Origin of the sequence: Bacterioplanoides pacificum, assembly GCF_042648445.1 — a bacterium.
GTDB lineage: Bacteria > Pseudomonadota > Gammaproteobacteria > Pseudomonadales > Oceanobacteraceae > Bacterioplanoides > Bacterioplanoides pacificum.
In genome coordinates, this window is the sequence record NZ_JBHRYB010000024.1 from 39,969 (window position 1) to 54,245 (window position 14,277).

General features: G+C 49.6%; 29 protein-coding genes. All 29 read right to left on the reverse strand.

Translation table 11 applies throughout. The features are described 5' to 3' along the window. Positions 1-89 precede the first annotated feature (89 nt). The gene (rplQ, locus tag ACFOMG_RS16830; protein ID WP_376868376.1) at positions 90-494 is read right to left on the reverse strand and encodes a 50S ribosomal protein L17; all 405 of its coding nucleotides are present in this window, start codon (positions 492-494) and stop codon (positions 90-92) included. A gap of 32 nt (positions 495-526) precedes the next feature. Further along, entirely contained in the window at positions 527-1,528 is a 1,002-nt protein-coding gene (locus ACFOMG_RS16835; RefSeq protein ID WP_376868377.1) for a DNA-directed RNA polymerase subunit alpha, read from the reverse strand. Positions 1,529-1,550: 22 nt separating this feature from the next. Then, positions 1,551-2,171, reverse strand: a complete 621-nt coding sequence (gene rpsD / locus ACFOMG_RS16840) for a 30S ribosomal protein S4 (RefSeq protein WP_376868379.1) — start codon at positions 2,169-2,171, stop codon at positions 1,551-1,553. Positions 2,172-2,183: 12 nt separating this feature from the next. Continuing rightward, positions 2,184-2,573 carry a 30S ribosomal protein S11 gene (rpsK, locus tag ACFOMG_RS16845; protein WP_255858413.1) on the reverse strand — a complete coding sequence of 130 codons (390 nt, stop codon included), beginning with the start codon at positions 2,571-2,573 and terminating at the stop codon, positions 2,184-2,186. Positions 2,574-2,664: 91 nt separating this feature from the next. Further along, positions 2,665-3,021 (reverse strand): 30S ribosomal protein S13, encoded by a 357-nt coding sequence (rpsM, locus tag ACFOMG_RS16850; RefSeq protein WP_376868380.1) that lies wholly within the window; start codon positions 3,019-3,021, stop codon positions 2,665-2,667. 123 nt (positions 3,022-3,144) lie between these two features. Next, entirely contained in the window at positions 3,145-3,258 is a 114-nt protein-coding gene (gene rpmJ, locus ACFOMG_RS16855) for a 50S ribosomal protein L36 (protein WP_094059481.1), read from the reverse strand. A 20-nt stretch (positions 3,259-3,278) separates the two neighbouring features. Beyond that, a complete protein-coding gene (secY, locus tag ACFOMG_RS16860; RefSeq protein ID WP_376868383.1) occupies positions 3,279-4,601 on the reverse strand; it encodes a preprotein translocase subunit SecY in 1,323 nt (440 codons plus the stop codon). After that, entirely contained in the window at positions 4,601-5,035 is a 435-nt protein-coding gene (gene rplO / locus ACFOMG_RS16865) for a 50S ribosomal protein L15 (RefSeq protein ID WP_376868385.1), read from the reverse strand. The genes secY and rplO overlap by 1 nt, the downstream gene beginning before the upstream one ends. Position 5,036: 1 nt before the next feature. After that, on the reverse strand, positions 5,037-5,222 hold the full coding sequence (rpmD, locus tag ACFOMG_RS16870; protein ID WP_068443059.1) for a 50S ribosomal protein L30: 186 nt from the start codon (positions 5,220-5,222) through the stop codon (positions 5,037-5,039). A gap of 6 nt (positions 5,223-5,228) precedes the next feature. Beyond that, positions 5,229-5,738, reverse strand: a complete 510-nt coding sequence (rpsE, locus tag ACFOMG_RS16875) for a 30S ribosomal protein S5 (RefSeq protein ID WP_376868387.1) — start codon at positions 5,736-5,738, stop codon at positions 5,229-5,231. A 12-nt stretch (positions 5,739-5,750) separates the two neighbouring features. Continuing rightward, entirely contained in the window at positions 5,751-6,101 is a 351-nt protein-coding gene (gene rplR / locus ACFOMG_RS16880) for a 50S ribosomal protein L18 (protein ID WP_376868389.1), read from the reverse strand. A gap of 10 nt (positions 6,102-6,111) precedes the next feature. Next, positions 6,112-6,645 carry a 50S ribosomal protein L6 gene (rplF, locus tag ACFOMG_RS16885; protein WP_376868390.1) on the reverse strand — a complete coding sequence of 178 codons (534 nt, stop codon included), beginning with the start codon at positions 6,643-6,645 and terminating at the stop codon, positions 6,112-6,114. A gap of 12 nt (positions 6,646-6,657) precedes the next feature. Further along, positions 6,658-7,050, reverse strand: coding sequence for a 30S ribosomal protein S8 (rpsH, locus tag ACFOMG_RS16890; protein ID WP_376868392.1), 393 nt, complete (start codon positions 7,048-7,050; stop codon positions 6,658-6,660). Positions 7,051-7,173: 123 nt separating this feature from the next. Continuing rightward, positions 7,174-7,479 carry a 30S ribosomal protein S14 gene (rpsN, locus tag ACFOMG_RS16895; RefSeq protein WP_376868393.1) on the reverse strand — a complete coding sequence of 102 codons (306 nt, stop codon included), beginning with the start codon at positions 7,477-7,479 and terminating at the stop codon, positions 7,174-7,176. Between the two features lie 12 nt (positions 7,480-7,491). Further along, positions 7,492-8,031 (reverse strand): 50S ribosomal protein L5, encoded by a 540-nt coding sequence (rplE, locus tag ACFOMG_RS16900; protein WP_376868395.1) that lies wholly within the window; start codon positions 8,029-8,031, stop codon positions 7,492-7,494. Positions 8,032-8,049: 18 nt separating this feature from the next. Continuing rightward, entirely contained in the window at positions 8,050-8,364 is a 315-nt protein-coding gene (gene rplX / locus ACFOMG_RS16905) for a 50S ribosomal protein L24 (RefSeq protein WP_376868397.1), read from the reverse strand. Between the two features lie 13 nt (positions 8,365-8,377). After that, positions 8,378-8,746, reverse strand: coding sequence for a 50S ribosomal protein L14 (gene rplN, locus ACFOMG_RS16910; RefSeq protein ID WP_068654997.1), 369 nt, complete (start codon positions 8,744-8,746; stop codon positions 8,378-8,380). 30 nt (positions 8,747-8,776) lie between these two features. Further along, on the reverse strand, positions 8,777-9,037 hold the full coding sequence (gene rpsQ, locus ACFOMG_RS16915; protein WP_068655000.1) for a 30S ribosomal protein S17: 261 nt from the start codon (positions 9,035-9,037) through the stop codon (positions 8,777-8,779). A 2-nt stretch (positions 9,038-9,039) separates the two neighbouring features. Next, a complete protein-coding gene (gene rpmC, locus ACFOMG_RS16920; RefSeq protein WP_376868411.1) occupies positions 9,040-9,231 on the reverse strand; it encodes a 50S ribosomal protein L29 in 192 nt (63 codons plus the stop codon). Next, complete coding sequence (gene rplP / locus ACFOMG_RS16925) at positions 9,231-9,644, reverse strand: 50S ribosomal protein L16 (protein ID WP_376868399.1); 414 nt, start codon at positions 9,642-9,644, stop codon at positions 9,231-9,233. Before rplP ends, rpmC begins: the two co-directional genes overlap by 1 nt. 12 nt (positions 9,645-9,656) lie before the next feature. Next, entirely contained in the window at positions 9,657-10,349 is a 693-nt protein-coding gene (gene rpsC, locus ACFOMG_RS16930; protein WP_376868401.1) for a 30S ribosomal protein S3, read from the reverse strand. Between the two features lie 11 nt (positions 10,350-10,360). Further along, a complete protein-coding gene (rplV, locus tag ACFOMG_RS16935; protein WP_376868402.1) occupies positions 10,361-10,696 on the reverse strand; it encodes a 50S ribosomal protein L22 in 336 nt (111 codons plus the stop codon). 15 nt (positions 10,697-10,711) lie between these two features. After that, positions 10,712-10,987, reverse strand: a complete 276-nt coding sequence (gene rpsS, locus ACFOMG_RS16940) for a 30S ribosomal protein S19 (protein WP_028293116.1) — start codon at positions 10,985-10,987, stop codon at positions 10,712-10,714. 17 nt (positions 10,988-11,004) lie between these two features. After that, positions 11,005-11,832, reverse strand: coding sequence for a 50S ribosomal protein L2 (gene rplB / locus ACFOMG_RS16945; RefSeq protein ID WP_376868403.1), 828 nt, complete (start codon positions 11,830-11,832; stop codon positions 11,005-11,007). A 13-nt stretch (positions 11,833-11,845) separates the two neighbouring features. Further along, positions 11,846-12,142: a 50S ribosomal protein L23 gene (gene rplW / locus ACFOMG_RS16950; protein WP_376868404.1), complete on the reverse strand. Its 297-nt coding sequence runs from the start codon at positions 12,140-12,142 to the stop codon at positions 11,846-11,848. Next, positions 12,139-12,741 carry a 50S ribosomal protein L4 gene (rplD, locus tag ACFOMG_RS16955; protein ID WP_376868405.1) on the reverse strand — a complete coding sequence of 201 codons (603 nt, stop codon included), beginning with the start codon at positions 12,739-12,741 and terminating at the stop codon, positions 12,139-12,141. Before rplD ends, rplW begins: the two co-directional genes overlap by 4 nt. 3 nt (positions 12,742-12,744) lie before the next feature. Then, the gene (rplC, locus tag ACFOMG_RS16960) at positions 12,745-13,377 is read right to left on the reverse strand and encodes a 50S ribosomal protein L3 (protein ID WP_376868407.1); all 633 of its coding nucleotides are present in this window, start codon (positions 13,375-13,377) and stop codon (positions 12,745-12,747) included. A 98-nt stretch (positions 13,378-13,475) separates the two neighbouring features. Then, positions 13,476-13,787, reverse strand: a complete 312-nt coding sequence (gene rpsJ / locus ACFOMG_RS16965) for a 30S ribosomal protein S10 (RefSeq protein ID WP_376868408.1) — start codon at positions 13,785-13,787, stop codon at positions 13,476-13,478. A 256-nt stretch (positions 13,788-14,043) separates the two neighbouring features. Further along, the coding region (locus tag ACFOMG_RS16970) for an EF-Tu C-terminal domain-related protein (RefSeq protein ID WP_449237036.1) at positions 14,044-14,277 on the reverse strand (234 nt) is incomplete at its 5' end.

Consider the following 14,277-nt stretch of genomic DNA (forward strand, 5'->3'; position numbering starts at 1 on the left):
GTACCTGTAAACCGCAGACATAAAAAAACCGCGAACCCGAAGGAACGCGGTTTTTTTTATGTTCGGCTGACGCCAGAATAACCCGGAAGTTATTCTGCGGCTTCTTCCTGAACTTCTTCAACGTCGGCTTCAACAACCGGACGATCAACAAGCTCAACATAAGCCATAGGTGCGTTGTCACCCGCACGGAAGCCACATTTCATAATGCGAATGTAGCCACCCGGGCGATCCTGGTAACGCGGACCCAGATCAGTGAACAGTTTACCTACTGCTTCTTTGCTACGAGTACGAGCAAAGGCCAGACGGCGATTAGCAACTGAATCTTCTTTAGCCAGAGTGATCAGTGGCTCAGCTACGCGACGCAGCTCTTTCGCTTTTGGCAGAGTAGTCTTAATGATTTCATGCTCGAACAAGCTCACCGCCATGTTTTTGAACATAGCCTGACGGTGTGCGCTTGTACGATTGAAGTGACGACCACTTTTACGATGACGCATGGTTTAATTCCTTACTAACTGAACGTTAAAGCTTACGCTAAAACCTTATCGTCGTTACGCAGAGAAGCTGGTGGCCAGTTCTCTAAATGCATACCTAACGACAAGCCACGGGAAGCCAGAACGTCTTTGATTTCAGTCAGAGACTTCTTACCTAAGTTTGGAGTCTTCAACAGCTCTACTTCAGTACGCTGGATCAGATCACCGATGTAGTAAATATTTTCTGCTTTCAGACAGTTAGCCGAACGAACAGTTAACTCCAGATCATCTACTGGACGCAGCAGGATCGGGTCAATCTCTTCTTCTTCGCGTTGCTGTTCAACAACTTCTTCGTTTTCCAGATTCACGAAAATAGCTAATTGCTGTTGCAAGATGGTCGCAGAACGACGGATCGCTTCTTCCGGATCGATAGTACCGTTGGTCTCTAAATCGATAACCAGCTTATCCAGGTCAGTGCGTTGCTCAACACGCGCAGAATCTACGCTGTAAGAAACACGCTTAACCGGGCTGTAAGTAGCGTCTAATTGCAGTTTACCAATCGCCTTGGTTTCTTCATCGTTCTGGTTACGAGCCTCAACAGTTTCGTAACCACGACCAGAAGCGACCTTCAGGGTCATTTTCAGTTCAGTGCCTTCACCCAGGTGAGCGATGACATGATCCGGGTTTGCAATTTCAACACCATGATCCAGTTGAATATCGGCAGCAGTTACTGCACCTGGGCCCATTTTGCTCAGGCTCAGAGTTGCTTCATCGCGTTCGTGCAATTTGACTGCAACGCCTTTCAGGTTTAACAGGACTTCGATAACGTCCTCCTGCACACCTTCAATTGCGCTGTACTCATGCAGTACGCCATCGATTTCGCATTCAACGATCGCTGCGCCCGGCATGGACGACAGCAGGATACGACGTAATGCGCTGCCCAAAGTATGACCGAAACCACGTTCCAGCGGCTCCAGAGTAACTTTGGCATGGGTAGTGTTTACTTCGTCAACTTGGATGTGACGAGGAGTTAAAAACTCATTAACTGCACGCTGCATAGCTGCCCCTTAATTTCCTCTATTACTTAGAGTAAAGTTCCACGATCAGGTTTTCGTTGATCTCAGCTGGGAGATCAGCGCGCTCAGGAACTGCTTTGAACGTCCCTTCCATCTTGCCAGCGTTAACATCAATCCAGCCACAATCAGCTCGGTTGCCTGCTAACTCAAGCGCAGTTTTAATACGATCCTGTGACTTAGACTTCTCACGTACTGCAACCACGTCACCACCTTTAACCTGGTAAGACGCTACGTTCACAGACTGACCGTTTACCACGATCGCTTTGTGAGAAACTAATTGACGTGCTTCCGCGCGAGTAGAGCCGAAGCCCATGCGGTAAACAACGTTGTCCAGACGTGACTCAAGCAGTTGCAGCAGGTTTTCACCGGTTGCGCCTTTACGACGAGCTGCTTCTTTGTAGTAGCCACGGAATTGTTTTTCCAGAACACCATACAGACGACGTACTTTTTGCTTTTCGCGCAGCTGCAGACCGTAGTCTGACAGACGACCGCGGCCAGCGCCGTGTACACCTGGTTTGGTTTCTGCTTTACATTTGGAGTCCAGTGGACGAACACCGCTCTTCAGGAACAGGTCAGTTCCTTCACGACGAGACAGCTTACACTTAGGACCAATATAACGTGCCATAATTCTGCCTCCTTATACGCGACGCTTCTTAGGTGGACGACAGCCGTTGTGTGGGATCGGCGTCACGTCAGTGATGTTGCTGATCTTATAACCACATGCATTCAGAGCGCGGACTGCTGATTCACGACCTGGACCTGGGCCTTTAACCTCAACGTCCAGATTCTTCAGACCATACTCTTTGGCTGCCTCGCCAGCGCGCTCTGCAGCTACCTGAGCTGCGAAAGGAGTGCTCTTACGAGAACCACGGAAACCAGAACCACCCGCGGTAGCCCATGACAGGGCATTACCTTGGCGATCGGTAATGGTCACGATGGTATTGTTAAAAGAGGCGTGGATATGGGCAATGCCATCCACTACCGTCTTTTTAACTTTTTTCTTAGTTGATCTATTTGGCTTAGCCATTTTTAAATCCTGCTTTTAATATCAACACTGCAACAAGTCGAATGCAGCTACACTAAAAACCCGACTCGCAAATGAATTAACGAAACGTTAATTACTTGCGGATCGGTTTACGCGGACCCTTACGGGTACGTGCATTTGTTTTAGTACGCTGACCGCGAAGTGGCAGGCTACGACGGTGGCGGATACCGCGGAAGCAACCCATGTCCATCAAACGTTTGATGTTCATTTGTACTTCACGACGCAGATCGCCTTCTACCGTGAACTTAGCGACTTCGTTACGAACAACATCCAGCTGATCTTCGCTTAAATCACCAATTTTGGTGTCTTCAGCGATGCCTGAAGCGGCGCAGATTTTCTGGGCAGTTGTCTGACCAACGCCAAAAACATAGGTCAGAGAAATTACTGCATGCTTGTTGTCAGGAATGTTGACACCGGCAATACGGGCCATGTCTAACTCCGTTACACTTACTTAATGAAAGGGCGCAAAATACTACAGGTGGCCTGATCAAAAATCAAGCCACCTGGAGATTAAGGCACCCGCCTTGTCAGGAAATCCTGACTTGTCAGGAGATTAACCCTGACGTTGCTTGTGCTTAGGATCTGAACAGATCACTCGCACACTGCCGTTACGACGAATGACTTTGCATTCACGACAGATTTTTTTAACAGACGCACGTACTTTCATGACAGTCTCCTAAATCCGGCTCAACGAGCTGAGCCAAAATTCTTCAGGTTTGCTTTCTTCATCAGCGATTCGTACTGGTGTGACATCAGGTGAGATTGCACCTGGGCCATAAAGTCCATCACAACCACCACAACAATCAGCAGCGAGGTTCCACCGAAGTAGAAAGGCACATCCGCAGCAACTACCAGGAACTGCGGCATCAGACACACAGCAGCGATATACAGCGAACCAAACAGAGTCAGACGACCCAGTACGGCATCAATATATTTTGCTGTCTGAATGCCCGGGCGAATACCCGGAATAAATGCACCCGACTTCTTCAGGTTCTCAGCCACATCTTTCGGGTTGAACATCAACGCTGTGTAGAAGTAGCAGAAGAATATGATGCCGGCAGCAAACAGTACGATGTACAGCGGCTGGCTAGGCGCTAACGCAAGGCTAACGTCCTGCAGCCATTCCATACCTTCACCCTTACCGAACCACTGCCCCAGCGATGCCGGGAACAACAGTAATGAAGAGGCGAAAATAGCAGGAATCACACCGGCCATATTCAGTTTTAACGGTAAATGACTGGATTGTGCCGCCATCATCTGACGACCCTGCTGACGCTTAGCGTAGTTGATGGTAATACGGCGTTGACCGCGTTCTACGAACACAACAAAACCAATCACAACCACAGCCAGTGCCGCAATAACCAGCAGTACCAGAATATTCAGGTCACCCTGACGCGCAGATTCAAAAGCCTGACCAATTGCACTTGGCAAACCAGCCACAATGCCAGCGAAAATCAGGATCGAGATGCCGTTACCGATACCACGCTCGGTCACCTGCTCTCCCAGCCACATCATAAATACCGCACCCGCCACGAAGGATGGTACAGCAGCGATGTAGAAATCCAGTCCGCCGGAGAAGGTAACGCCCTGACCGGCTAAGCCGGCCGAGACGCCAAAGGCCTGAATTGTCGCCAGCAATACGGTCCCGTAACGGGTGTATTGCGTGATTTTACGACGACCAGCCTCACCTTCTTTTTTCAGTTGTTCCAGCTGGGGGCTCACTGCCGTTAGCAATTGCATGATAATCGATGCTGAAATGTACGGCATGATACCCAGCGCCAGAATGCTCATGCGCTCCAGTGCACCACCAGAGAACATGTTGAACATTTCCAGGATGGTGCCCTGGTTCTGCTCAAACAGGCGCGCCAGTGCGTCCGGGTTAATTCCCGGTACCGGAATATGGGTACCGATTCGATATACAACAATCGCCAAGAGTACGAAGCGGATGCGAGCCCAAAGCTCGCCTAATCCGGACTGCATACCCTGCGGTAATGAGCCTTGCCTAGCCATTAGTCTTCGACCTTTCCACCCGCTGCTTCAATAGCAGCTTTAGCGCCTTTAGTGACTTTTAAACCTTTAACGGTTACAGCTTTGTTAACTTCACCGGACAGAATCACGCGAGCTTCCTGGATCTTCTCACCGATGACGTCAGCCGCCTTCAGTGCCGCCAGGTCAACTACATCGCCTTCTACCAGCGCCAGTTCGTTGAGACGAATCTCTGCAACGTACTGTGCTTTACGGGAAGTGAAGCCGAACTTAGGCAGACGACGGTGAATAGGCATCTGACCGCCTTCAAAACCTGGTGCTACCTTGCCGCCGGAACGGGACTTCTGACCTTTGTGACCACGGCCACCGGTCTTACCCAGACCAGAGCCAATACCACGGCCAACACGTTTAGCTGCAGGCTTGGAACCAGGAGCCGGGCTCAATTCGTTGAGACGCATATTACTCCCCCTCGACCTTAACCATGTATTGAACTTGGTTGATCATGCCGCGAACAGAAGGTGTATCTTCCAGTTCAACAGTGTGACCAATACGACGCAGACCCAAACCTTTCATGGTTTCACGGTGCTTCGGCAGTTTGCCAATCGTGCTACGAGTTTGGGTGACTTTTACGGTTTTCTTAGCCATAACGAATTACCCCAGAATCTCTTCGACGGACTTACCACGCTTCGCTGCAACCTGCTCTGGAGATTTCATCTGAGCCAGACCGTTGAAAGTTGCACGAACAACGTTCACCGGGTTGGTTGAGCCATAGCACTTAGCCAGTACGTTTTTAACACCAACCATTTCCAGTACGGCACGCATTGCACCACCGGCGATAATACCGGTACCTTCAGAAGCTGGTTGCATATAAACCTGTGCACCGGAGTGACGGGCTTTAACCGGGTATTGCAGAGTGCTGCCATCCAGTTGAACGCTAACCATGTTACGTTTGGCTTGTTCCATCGCCTTTTGAATTGCCAGAGGCACTTCACGCGACTTACCACGACCAAAACCTACACGACCAGCGCCATCGCCAACCACAGTCAGAGCGGTGAAGGCGAAGATACGACCACCTTTTACCACTTTGGCTACACGGTTAACCTGAACCAGCTTCTCTTGCAGTTCGCTTTCGTTACGTTCTACACGTTCATTATTTGCCATGATCTTTACCCTTTAGAATTCCAGGCCGTTTTCACGAGCCGCATCAGCCAGAGCTTTAACACGACCATGGTATTTGAAACCGGAACGATCGAAAGCAACTTTCGTTACGCCAGCCGCTTTCGCACGTTCTGCGATCAGCTGACCGACTTTGGAAGCCGCGTTAACGTTACCAGTAATTTCGTTACGCAGATCAGCTTCTACGGTAGAAGCAGTCGCCAAGACGTTAGCGCCATTGGCAGAGATGATCTGAGCGTAAATATGTCTGGGCGTACGGTGAACGCACAGACGAACCGCACTCTTCTCACGGATATGTGAGCGAGTTTTCTGAGCACGGCGCAAACGAGCTTTTTTCTTCTCATTCATGGCCTAGACCTTACTTTTTCTTGGCTTCTTTACGACGCACATTTTCGTCAGCATAACGAACACCTTTACCTTTATAAGGCTCTGGTGGACGGTAGGCACGGATTTCAGCTGCAACCTGACCAACCTGCTGCTTGTCGATACCTTTGATAACGACTTCAGTCTGGCTTGGAGTTTCGGCTTTAACGCCTTCTGGCAGCTCATAATCAACAGGATGAGAGAAGCCTAATGACAGATTCAGAGTGTTGCCGGATGCTTTCGCACGGTAACCAACACCTTGCAGGATCAGCTTTTTCTCAAAACCTTCGGTAACACCCTTAACCATGTTGTTAACCAGAGCACGGAAGGTGCCTGCCATTGCATTGGCAGCTTTGTCGGAGGTTTTAGGCGCGAACGTCAGAACGTTTTCTTCCTGGCTGATCGCCACAGAAGTATGTACGTCCAGGTCCAGCTGACCTTGCTTACCTTTGATAGAAATTTTGTCGCCAGCCAGTTTAACTTCAACACCGGCTGGAATAGCGACAGGAGCTTTTGCTACGCGAGACATCGTTAATACTCCTTAGAATACGGTCGCAATAACTTCACCGCCGATACCCGCAGCGCGAGCAGCACGGTCGGTCATTACGCCTTTAGAAGTGGAAACGATAGCAACGCCTAAGCCTGCCTCTACTTTTGGCAGCTCAGCAACGCCTTTGTACTGACGCAGGCCAGGACGGCTTACGCGTTCGATGCGTTCAATAACTGGCTTACCTTCGTAGTATTTCAGGTCGATGGTCATTGTTGCTTTAACAGCGTCATCGACAGAAAAACCACTGATGTAACCTTCGGCTTCGAGAACCTGGGCTACGGATTTTTTGATCTTTGAAGACGGCATGCTCACATTCGTATGACCAGCTTGCTGGGCATTACGAATGCGGGTGAACATATCCGCCAACGTATCTTGCATACTCATTTAATATACCTCGGTTGTACAGCGCCCCAAACAGCGATAAGAACGCGCACCTATCAACTATTGCTGAAAATTTCAGCAATAGATTAAAAAACAGGCGCGCATTCTACAGCTTTTGGGAATTGCTTACCAACTAGCTTTTTTCAGGCCAGGGACATTACCCTTCATGCCTTCTTCGCGCAACTTAATGCGAGACAGTTTGAACTTACGGTATACACCGTGAGGACGACCTGTCATCTGACAACGACGCTGCAGACGGCTGGCGGACGAATCGCGCGGCAGCTTTTGCAGAGCCATTTGTGCATTCCAGCGATCTTCGTCAGAAGACTCCGGATTTTTGATGATGGCTTTCAGTTCTTCACGCTTAGCGCCGAACTTAGCGACCAGCTTCTCACGCTTCAGTTCACGCTGTTTCATGCCGATTTTTGCCATGATTCAGTCTCCTTAGTTACGGAACGGGAACTGCAGCGCCTTCAGCAGAGCGCGGCCTTCGTCGTTAGTGTTAGCTGTAGTGGTGATGGTGATATCCATACCGCGGATTTTGTCTACTTTATCGTAGTCAATTTCCGGGAAGATAATCTGTTCCTTCACACCCATGCTGTAGTTACCACGACCATCAAATGATTTCGGGTTAATACCGCGGAAGTCACGAACACGTGGCAGAGAGATATCTACCAGACGGTCCAGGAATTCCCACATGCGGTCACGACGCAGGGTTACTTTACAGCCGATTGGCCAGCCTTCACGAACTTTAAAGCCCGCGACAGACTTACGTGCCTTAGTAACAACCACTTTCTGACCAGCGATGGATTCCATATCGGCAACCGCGCTGTCCAGCAGTTTTTTGTCACCCAGAGCTTCACCAACACCCATGTTCAGGGTGATTTTGGTGATCTTAGGCACTTCCATGATGTTTTTGTAACCAAACTCTTCACGCAGCTTGGCTACTACTTCTTCTTTGTACAGTTTTTCTAAACGTGACATAGCAGTATCCAGCTCCGATTAGGCGTCCACTTGGTCGCCTGTGGATTTGAAGATACGCACCTTTTTCTCGCCTTCAACTTTAAAGCCAACGCGGTCAGCTTTTTCAGTTTTAGCGTTCCAGATAGCCACGTTAGAAGCCTGAATACCGGCTTCTTTATCAACGATGCCACCTGGCTGTTGCAGGTACGGGTTTGGTTTCTGGTGTTTTTTCACCATGTTAACGCCGGATACGATCAGGCGACCGTCGGCCAGTACTTTTTGTACCTTGCCGCGCTTGCCTTTGTCTTTACCAGCGATAACTACTACTTCGTCATTTTTGCGAATCTTTAACATAGTCACCCCTCCCTTACAGCACTTCAGGTGCCAGGGAAATGATTTTCATGAATTGCTCAGAACGCAGTTCACGAGTAACAGGGCCAAAGATACGGGTACCAATTGGCGCATTGGATGCGTTCAACAGTACAGCAGAGTTAACGTCAAAACGGATGATAGATCCGTCCGGACGACGTACACCTTTACGGGTACGAACAACTACTGCGGTCATCACCTGACCTTTCTTAACTTTACCGCGAGGAATTGCTTCCTTAACGGATACTTTAATTAAATCACCGATGCCGGCATAGCGACGATGTGAACCGCCCAGTACTTTGATGCACTGTACGCGCTTCGCGCCGCTGTTGTCGGCAACGTCAAGCATGGTTTGCGTTTGGATCATGCTATTCGCTCCTACTAACTGCGCCCGGTATTAAACCTTGGCGGCGCGCTCGTCGATACTTACCAGCGCCCAAGTCTTGTTTTTAGACAGAGGGCGTGACTCTTTTACAGTAACGGTGTCACCAATCTGACACTCGTTGTTGGCGTCGTGGGCCATTACTTTGGTTGATTTTTTCACGAACTTTTTATAGATCGGGTGCTTAACGCGACGCTCAACCAAAACAGTGATGGACTTGTCCATCTTGTTGCTGACGACACGACCACTCAGGGTACGAACAGTTGTCTCAGTCATGATTATTCACCTGCCTTCTGTGTCAGCACGGTTTTAACGCGAGCGATATCACGACGAGTCTGGCTGATCAGATGAGTCTGACCCAGCTGACCGGTCGCTTTCTGCATACGCAGTTTAAATTGATCGCTCAACAGTTCTTCCAGCTGAGATTGCAGCTCAGCCACTGATTTTTCTTTCAGTTCACTTGCTTTCATCACAGCACCGTCCGTTTAACAAATTCAGTTTTGAAAGGCAGTTTCGCTGCGGCCAGAGCAAATGCTTCACGGGCCAGCTCTTCAGGAACACCTTCCATCTCATACAGAACGCGGCCTGGTTGGATCTGAGCAACCCAGTATTCTACGTTACCCTTACCTTTACCCTGACGAACTTCCAGCGGCTTAGCAGTAATTGGCTTATCTGGGAATACACGAATCCAGATTTTACCACCACGCTTCACCTTACGGGTCATCGCACGACGAGCTGCTTCGATCTGGCGAGAAGTCATACGACCCCGGCCAGTTGCTTTCAGCGCGTACTCACCGAAGCTCACTTTAGAGCCACGAATTGCCAAACCGCGGTTGCGGCCGGTCTGAACCTTACGGAACTTGGTACGTTTTGGTAACAACATATCTAATTCCCCTTATGAACGACCGGATTTCTTTTTACCCTGGTTGTTCTTGGCGCGGTCGCGGACTTCTTGAATCCCGCCCAGGATCTCACCTTTGAAGATCCAGACCTTAACACCAATCACACCATAGGTAGTGTGTGCTTCGTAAGTTGCGTAGTCGATATCTGCACGCAGAGTGTGCAGCGGAACACGACCTTCGCGATACCACTCTGAACGAGCGATCTCAGCACCACCTAAACGGCCGCCCACCTGGATCTTGATACCCTGAGCACCACCACGCATGGCGTTTTGTACGGCACGCTTCATGGCACGACGGAACATCACACGACGCTCCAGCTGGTTTGCAACACTTTGTGCAACCAGTTTGGCATCCAGATCTGGCTTACGAACTTCTTCAATGTTGATGTGTACCGGAATACCCATCAACTCGCTTACGTCTTTACGCAGAACTTCAACGTCTTCACCTTTTTTACCAATCACGATGCCCGGACGAGCAGTGTGAATGGTTACTTTGGCGTTTTGCGCAGGACGTTCAATAACAACTTTGCTTACTGAGGCTTTTTCCAGGCGCTTTTCGATCAGAGAACGAACAGCGATGTCAGTCAGCAGGTTGTCGGCATACTTATCCTTCCCGGCATACCAGACCGAATTATGGTCTTTGGTGATACCTAAACGGATACCGGTTGGATGAACTTTTTGACCCATCTGACCAACTCCTATTTCTCAGAAACTTTCACAGTGATGTGACAAGTACGCTTGAAAATACGATCCGCACGGCCTTTAGCACGTGGACGGATGCGCTTCATAGTCATACCTTCGTCAACAAACACAGTCGATACGCTCAGCTCATCGACATCAGCACCGTTATTGTGCTCAGCATTGGCAATCGCAGATTCCAATACTTTTTTCATGATGTCGGCGCCTTTACGACCACTGAATGCCAGAATATCCAGCGCTTCAGCAACGTTTTTGCCGCGGATCTGATCCGCAACCAGGCGTGCTTTTTGTGCAGATAAGCGAGCACCACGTAATACAGCGGCTACTTCAGACATGCTTCTTCACCCCTATTAGCGTTTGGCTTTCTTATCCGCTACATGACCCTTGTACGTACGGGTCAGCGCGAATTCGCCGAGTTTATGACCAACCATGTCTTCGGTTACGAAAACAGGCACATGTTGTTTGCCGTTATGTACAGCAATCGTCAACCCCACGAAATCCGGGAAGATAGTGGAGCGGCGAGACCAAGTCTTGATCGGACGCTTGTCGTTCTTCTCAAGAGCGGTCTCTACCTTCTTCATCAAGTGATGGTCTATGAATGGACCTTTTTTCAATGAACGTGGCACAGTTCAATCCTCTCTAATTATTTCGCAGAACGACGGCGTACGATCAGCTTATCGGTACGCTTATTCTTACGAGTCTTGTAGCCTTTAGTTGGAACGCCCCAAGGAGTAACTGGGTGACGACCACCAGAGGTACGACCTTCACCACCACCATGAGGGTGATCTACCGGGTTCATTACCACACCGCGAACGGTAGGACGAACACCGCGCCAGCGCGACGCACCAGCTTTACCCAGTTCACGCAGAGCGTGTTCTGAGTTACCCACTTCACCCAGGGTAGCGCGACAATCAGCCAGAACCTTACGCATTTCGCCGGAACGCAGACGCAGTGTGCAGTAAGCACCCTCACGCGCAACCAGCTGAGCGGAAGTACCCGCAGAGCGAGCAATCTGACCACCTTTACCAGGCTTCAATTCGATGTTGTGAACAACACTACCAACCGGGATGTTACGCAGAGACATCGCGCTACCCGCTTTGATTGGTGCTTCTTCACCTGACAATACCTGATCACCGGTCGTCAGACCTTTTGGTGCCAGGATGTAACGACGTTCACCGTCTGCGTATTTCAGCAGGGCGATGTTAGCGCTACGGTTCGGATCGTATTCCAGACGTTCAACAACTGCCGGGATACCATCTTTATTACGTTTGAAGTCAACAATACGGTAATGTTGCTTGTGACCACCACCGATATGACGGGTAGTGATACGGCCGTTATTGTTACGACCACCGGACTTGGACTTCTTCTCTAACAGAGCTGCGTGAGGCTTGCCTTTGTGCAGTTCACTGTTAACGACTTTAACAAGGTGGCGACGGCCAGCTGAAGTCGGTTTAGTTTTTACTAATGCCATGACTTAGCTCCCCTTATTCCGCGTCTGCAAAGTCGATGTCTTGACCATCAGCCAGACGAACGTACGCTTTACGAATATCGTTGCGCTTGCCCATGCCGCGTGCAGTACGCTTGGTCTTACCTTTAATGTTGACAGTCTGTACCGATTGAACTTTCACTTCGAACAGCGCTTCAACAGCCTTTTTGATCTCAGGCTTAGTCGCATCAGGAGCAACACGGAAAACGTATTGACCTGCTTTCTCTGCAACGATGGTTGCTTTTTCAGAGATATGTGGCGCAACTAATACTTGATAGATACGTTCTTGGTTCATGCGTAGGTCTCCTCAAGTTGTTTCAGAGCGTCTACGGTTACCAGAACTTTATCGAAGGCAATCAGACTAACCGGATCGATTGCTGCTGCTTCGGTCACACCAACGTGTGGCACGTTACGGGCAGCCAGATACAGCTTTTCGTCAACTTCACCGGCAACGATCAATACGTTATCCAGTTTCATGTCGTCCAGTTTGGCAACAAATTCTTTCGTCTTATGAGTATCAACTGCGAAAGAATCGGCAACGATCAAACGCTCCTGACGAACCAGCTCAGACAAGATGGCCTGCATCGCAGCACGGTACATCTTCTTGTTAACTTTCTGAGCAAAATCACGTGGACGAGCAGCAAAAGTAACACCACCTGAACGCCAGATTGGTGAGCTGGCAGTACCCGCACGGGCGCGACCAGTACCTTTTTGACGCCATGGCTTAGCACCACCGCCTGCAACATCGGAACGGTTCTTTTGAGCTTTTGTGCCCTGACGAGCACCAGCCAGGTATGCAGTTACAACCTGGTGAACCAGAGATTCGTTAAATTCACGACCAAAGGTTACATCGGAAACAGCTACCGCTGCACCAGAGTTAGTTTTCAGTTCCATTGCTTACCCCTTAGCCTTAACAGCTGGTTTAACAATTACATCGGAACCAGTCGCACCTGGAACAGCACCTTTGATCAACAGCAGATTGTTCTCTGCGTCGATACGCACAACCTCAAGACCCTGAGTAGTTACCTGCTCAGAACCCATGTGGCCTGCCATTTTCTTACCCTTCCATACGCGGCCCGGTGTCTGACACTGACCGATAGAACCAGGAGCACGGTGAGACAGCGAGTTACCGTGAGTAGCATCCTGAGTAGAGAAGTTCCAGCGCTTAACACCACCCTGGAAACCTTTACCTTTAGAAGTACCGGTTACATCGACTTTCTGACCTGCTTCGAACTGTTCTACAGTCAGGGCTTCGCCCACTGCCAGCACTTCGTCAGTACGGAATTCCAGAAGACCACGACCTGCTTCAACATCCGCTTTCGCGAAGTGACCGCCTTCTGGTTTAGAGATGCGAGAAGCTTTCTTCTCACCAAAAGTAACCTGCAGTGCACTGTAACCGTCTGTTTCAGCGGTTTTAACCTGAGTGATGCGGTTAGGCGCCACTTCAAGCACAGTTACAGCAACAGATTCACCTGTTTCGGTAAATACGCGAGTCATGCCCGCTTTTTTACCGACAATACCAATTGCCATTTTGTATTTCCTCTCGTGTACGGGGCTTTAACCCACTATGGCCGCCCAGTTGAACGGGCGTTACACAGAGCACTGTGTACGGGAAAATTCCTTACGGATTAACCCAGACTGATCTGAACTTCCACACCGGCAGCCAGATCAAGCTTCATCAGCGCATCAACTGTTTTTTCAGTTGGCTCAACAATGTCGAGCATGCGCTTGTGCGTACGGATTTCGTACTGATCACGCGCGTCTTTATTAACGTGCGGTGAAATCAGAACGGTAAAACGCTCTTTACGAGTTGGCAGTGGGATAGGACCACGTACCTGAGCGCCCGTACGCTTAGCAGTGTCGACAATTTCCTGAGTCGAAGAATCGATCAGTCGATGGTCGAATGCTTTCAAACGGATACGGATTCGTTGGTTTTGCATTACCAAACTCCAAGTTAAAGTAGCTAGAGCTCGCGATTTCCCTAATAAAAGGGACGCGAATTGTATGCGGCTGTACAAAAAGTGTCAACCAAATAAAAAAAGGCCGCACCCCAAACAGGGTGAAGCCTTTTTCTTGTTGTTGTAAGTCACTGATATTTCAGCAACTTACTTATCCGATAATTTTTACTACTCCGGGCATTCCTGCCCTTCGTCCTACCGGACCAGCCTTCGGCTGTTATAATTTGATCCAGTCAAATTATTCTACGATAGACGCTACAACACCAGCACCTACCGTACGACCACCTTCACGGATCGCAAAGCGCAGACCTTCGTCCATCGCGATCGGAGCGATCAGGCTCACTTCCAGAGTTACGTTGTCACCTGGCATAACCATTTCAACGCCTTCTGGCAGCTCAACAGCACCGGTCACGTCAGTGGTACGGAAGTAGAACTGTGGACGGTAACCTTTGAAGAATGGCGTGTGACGGCC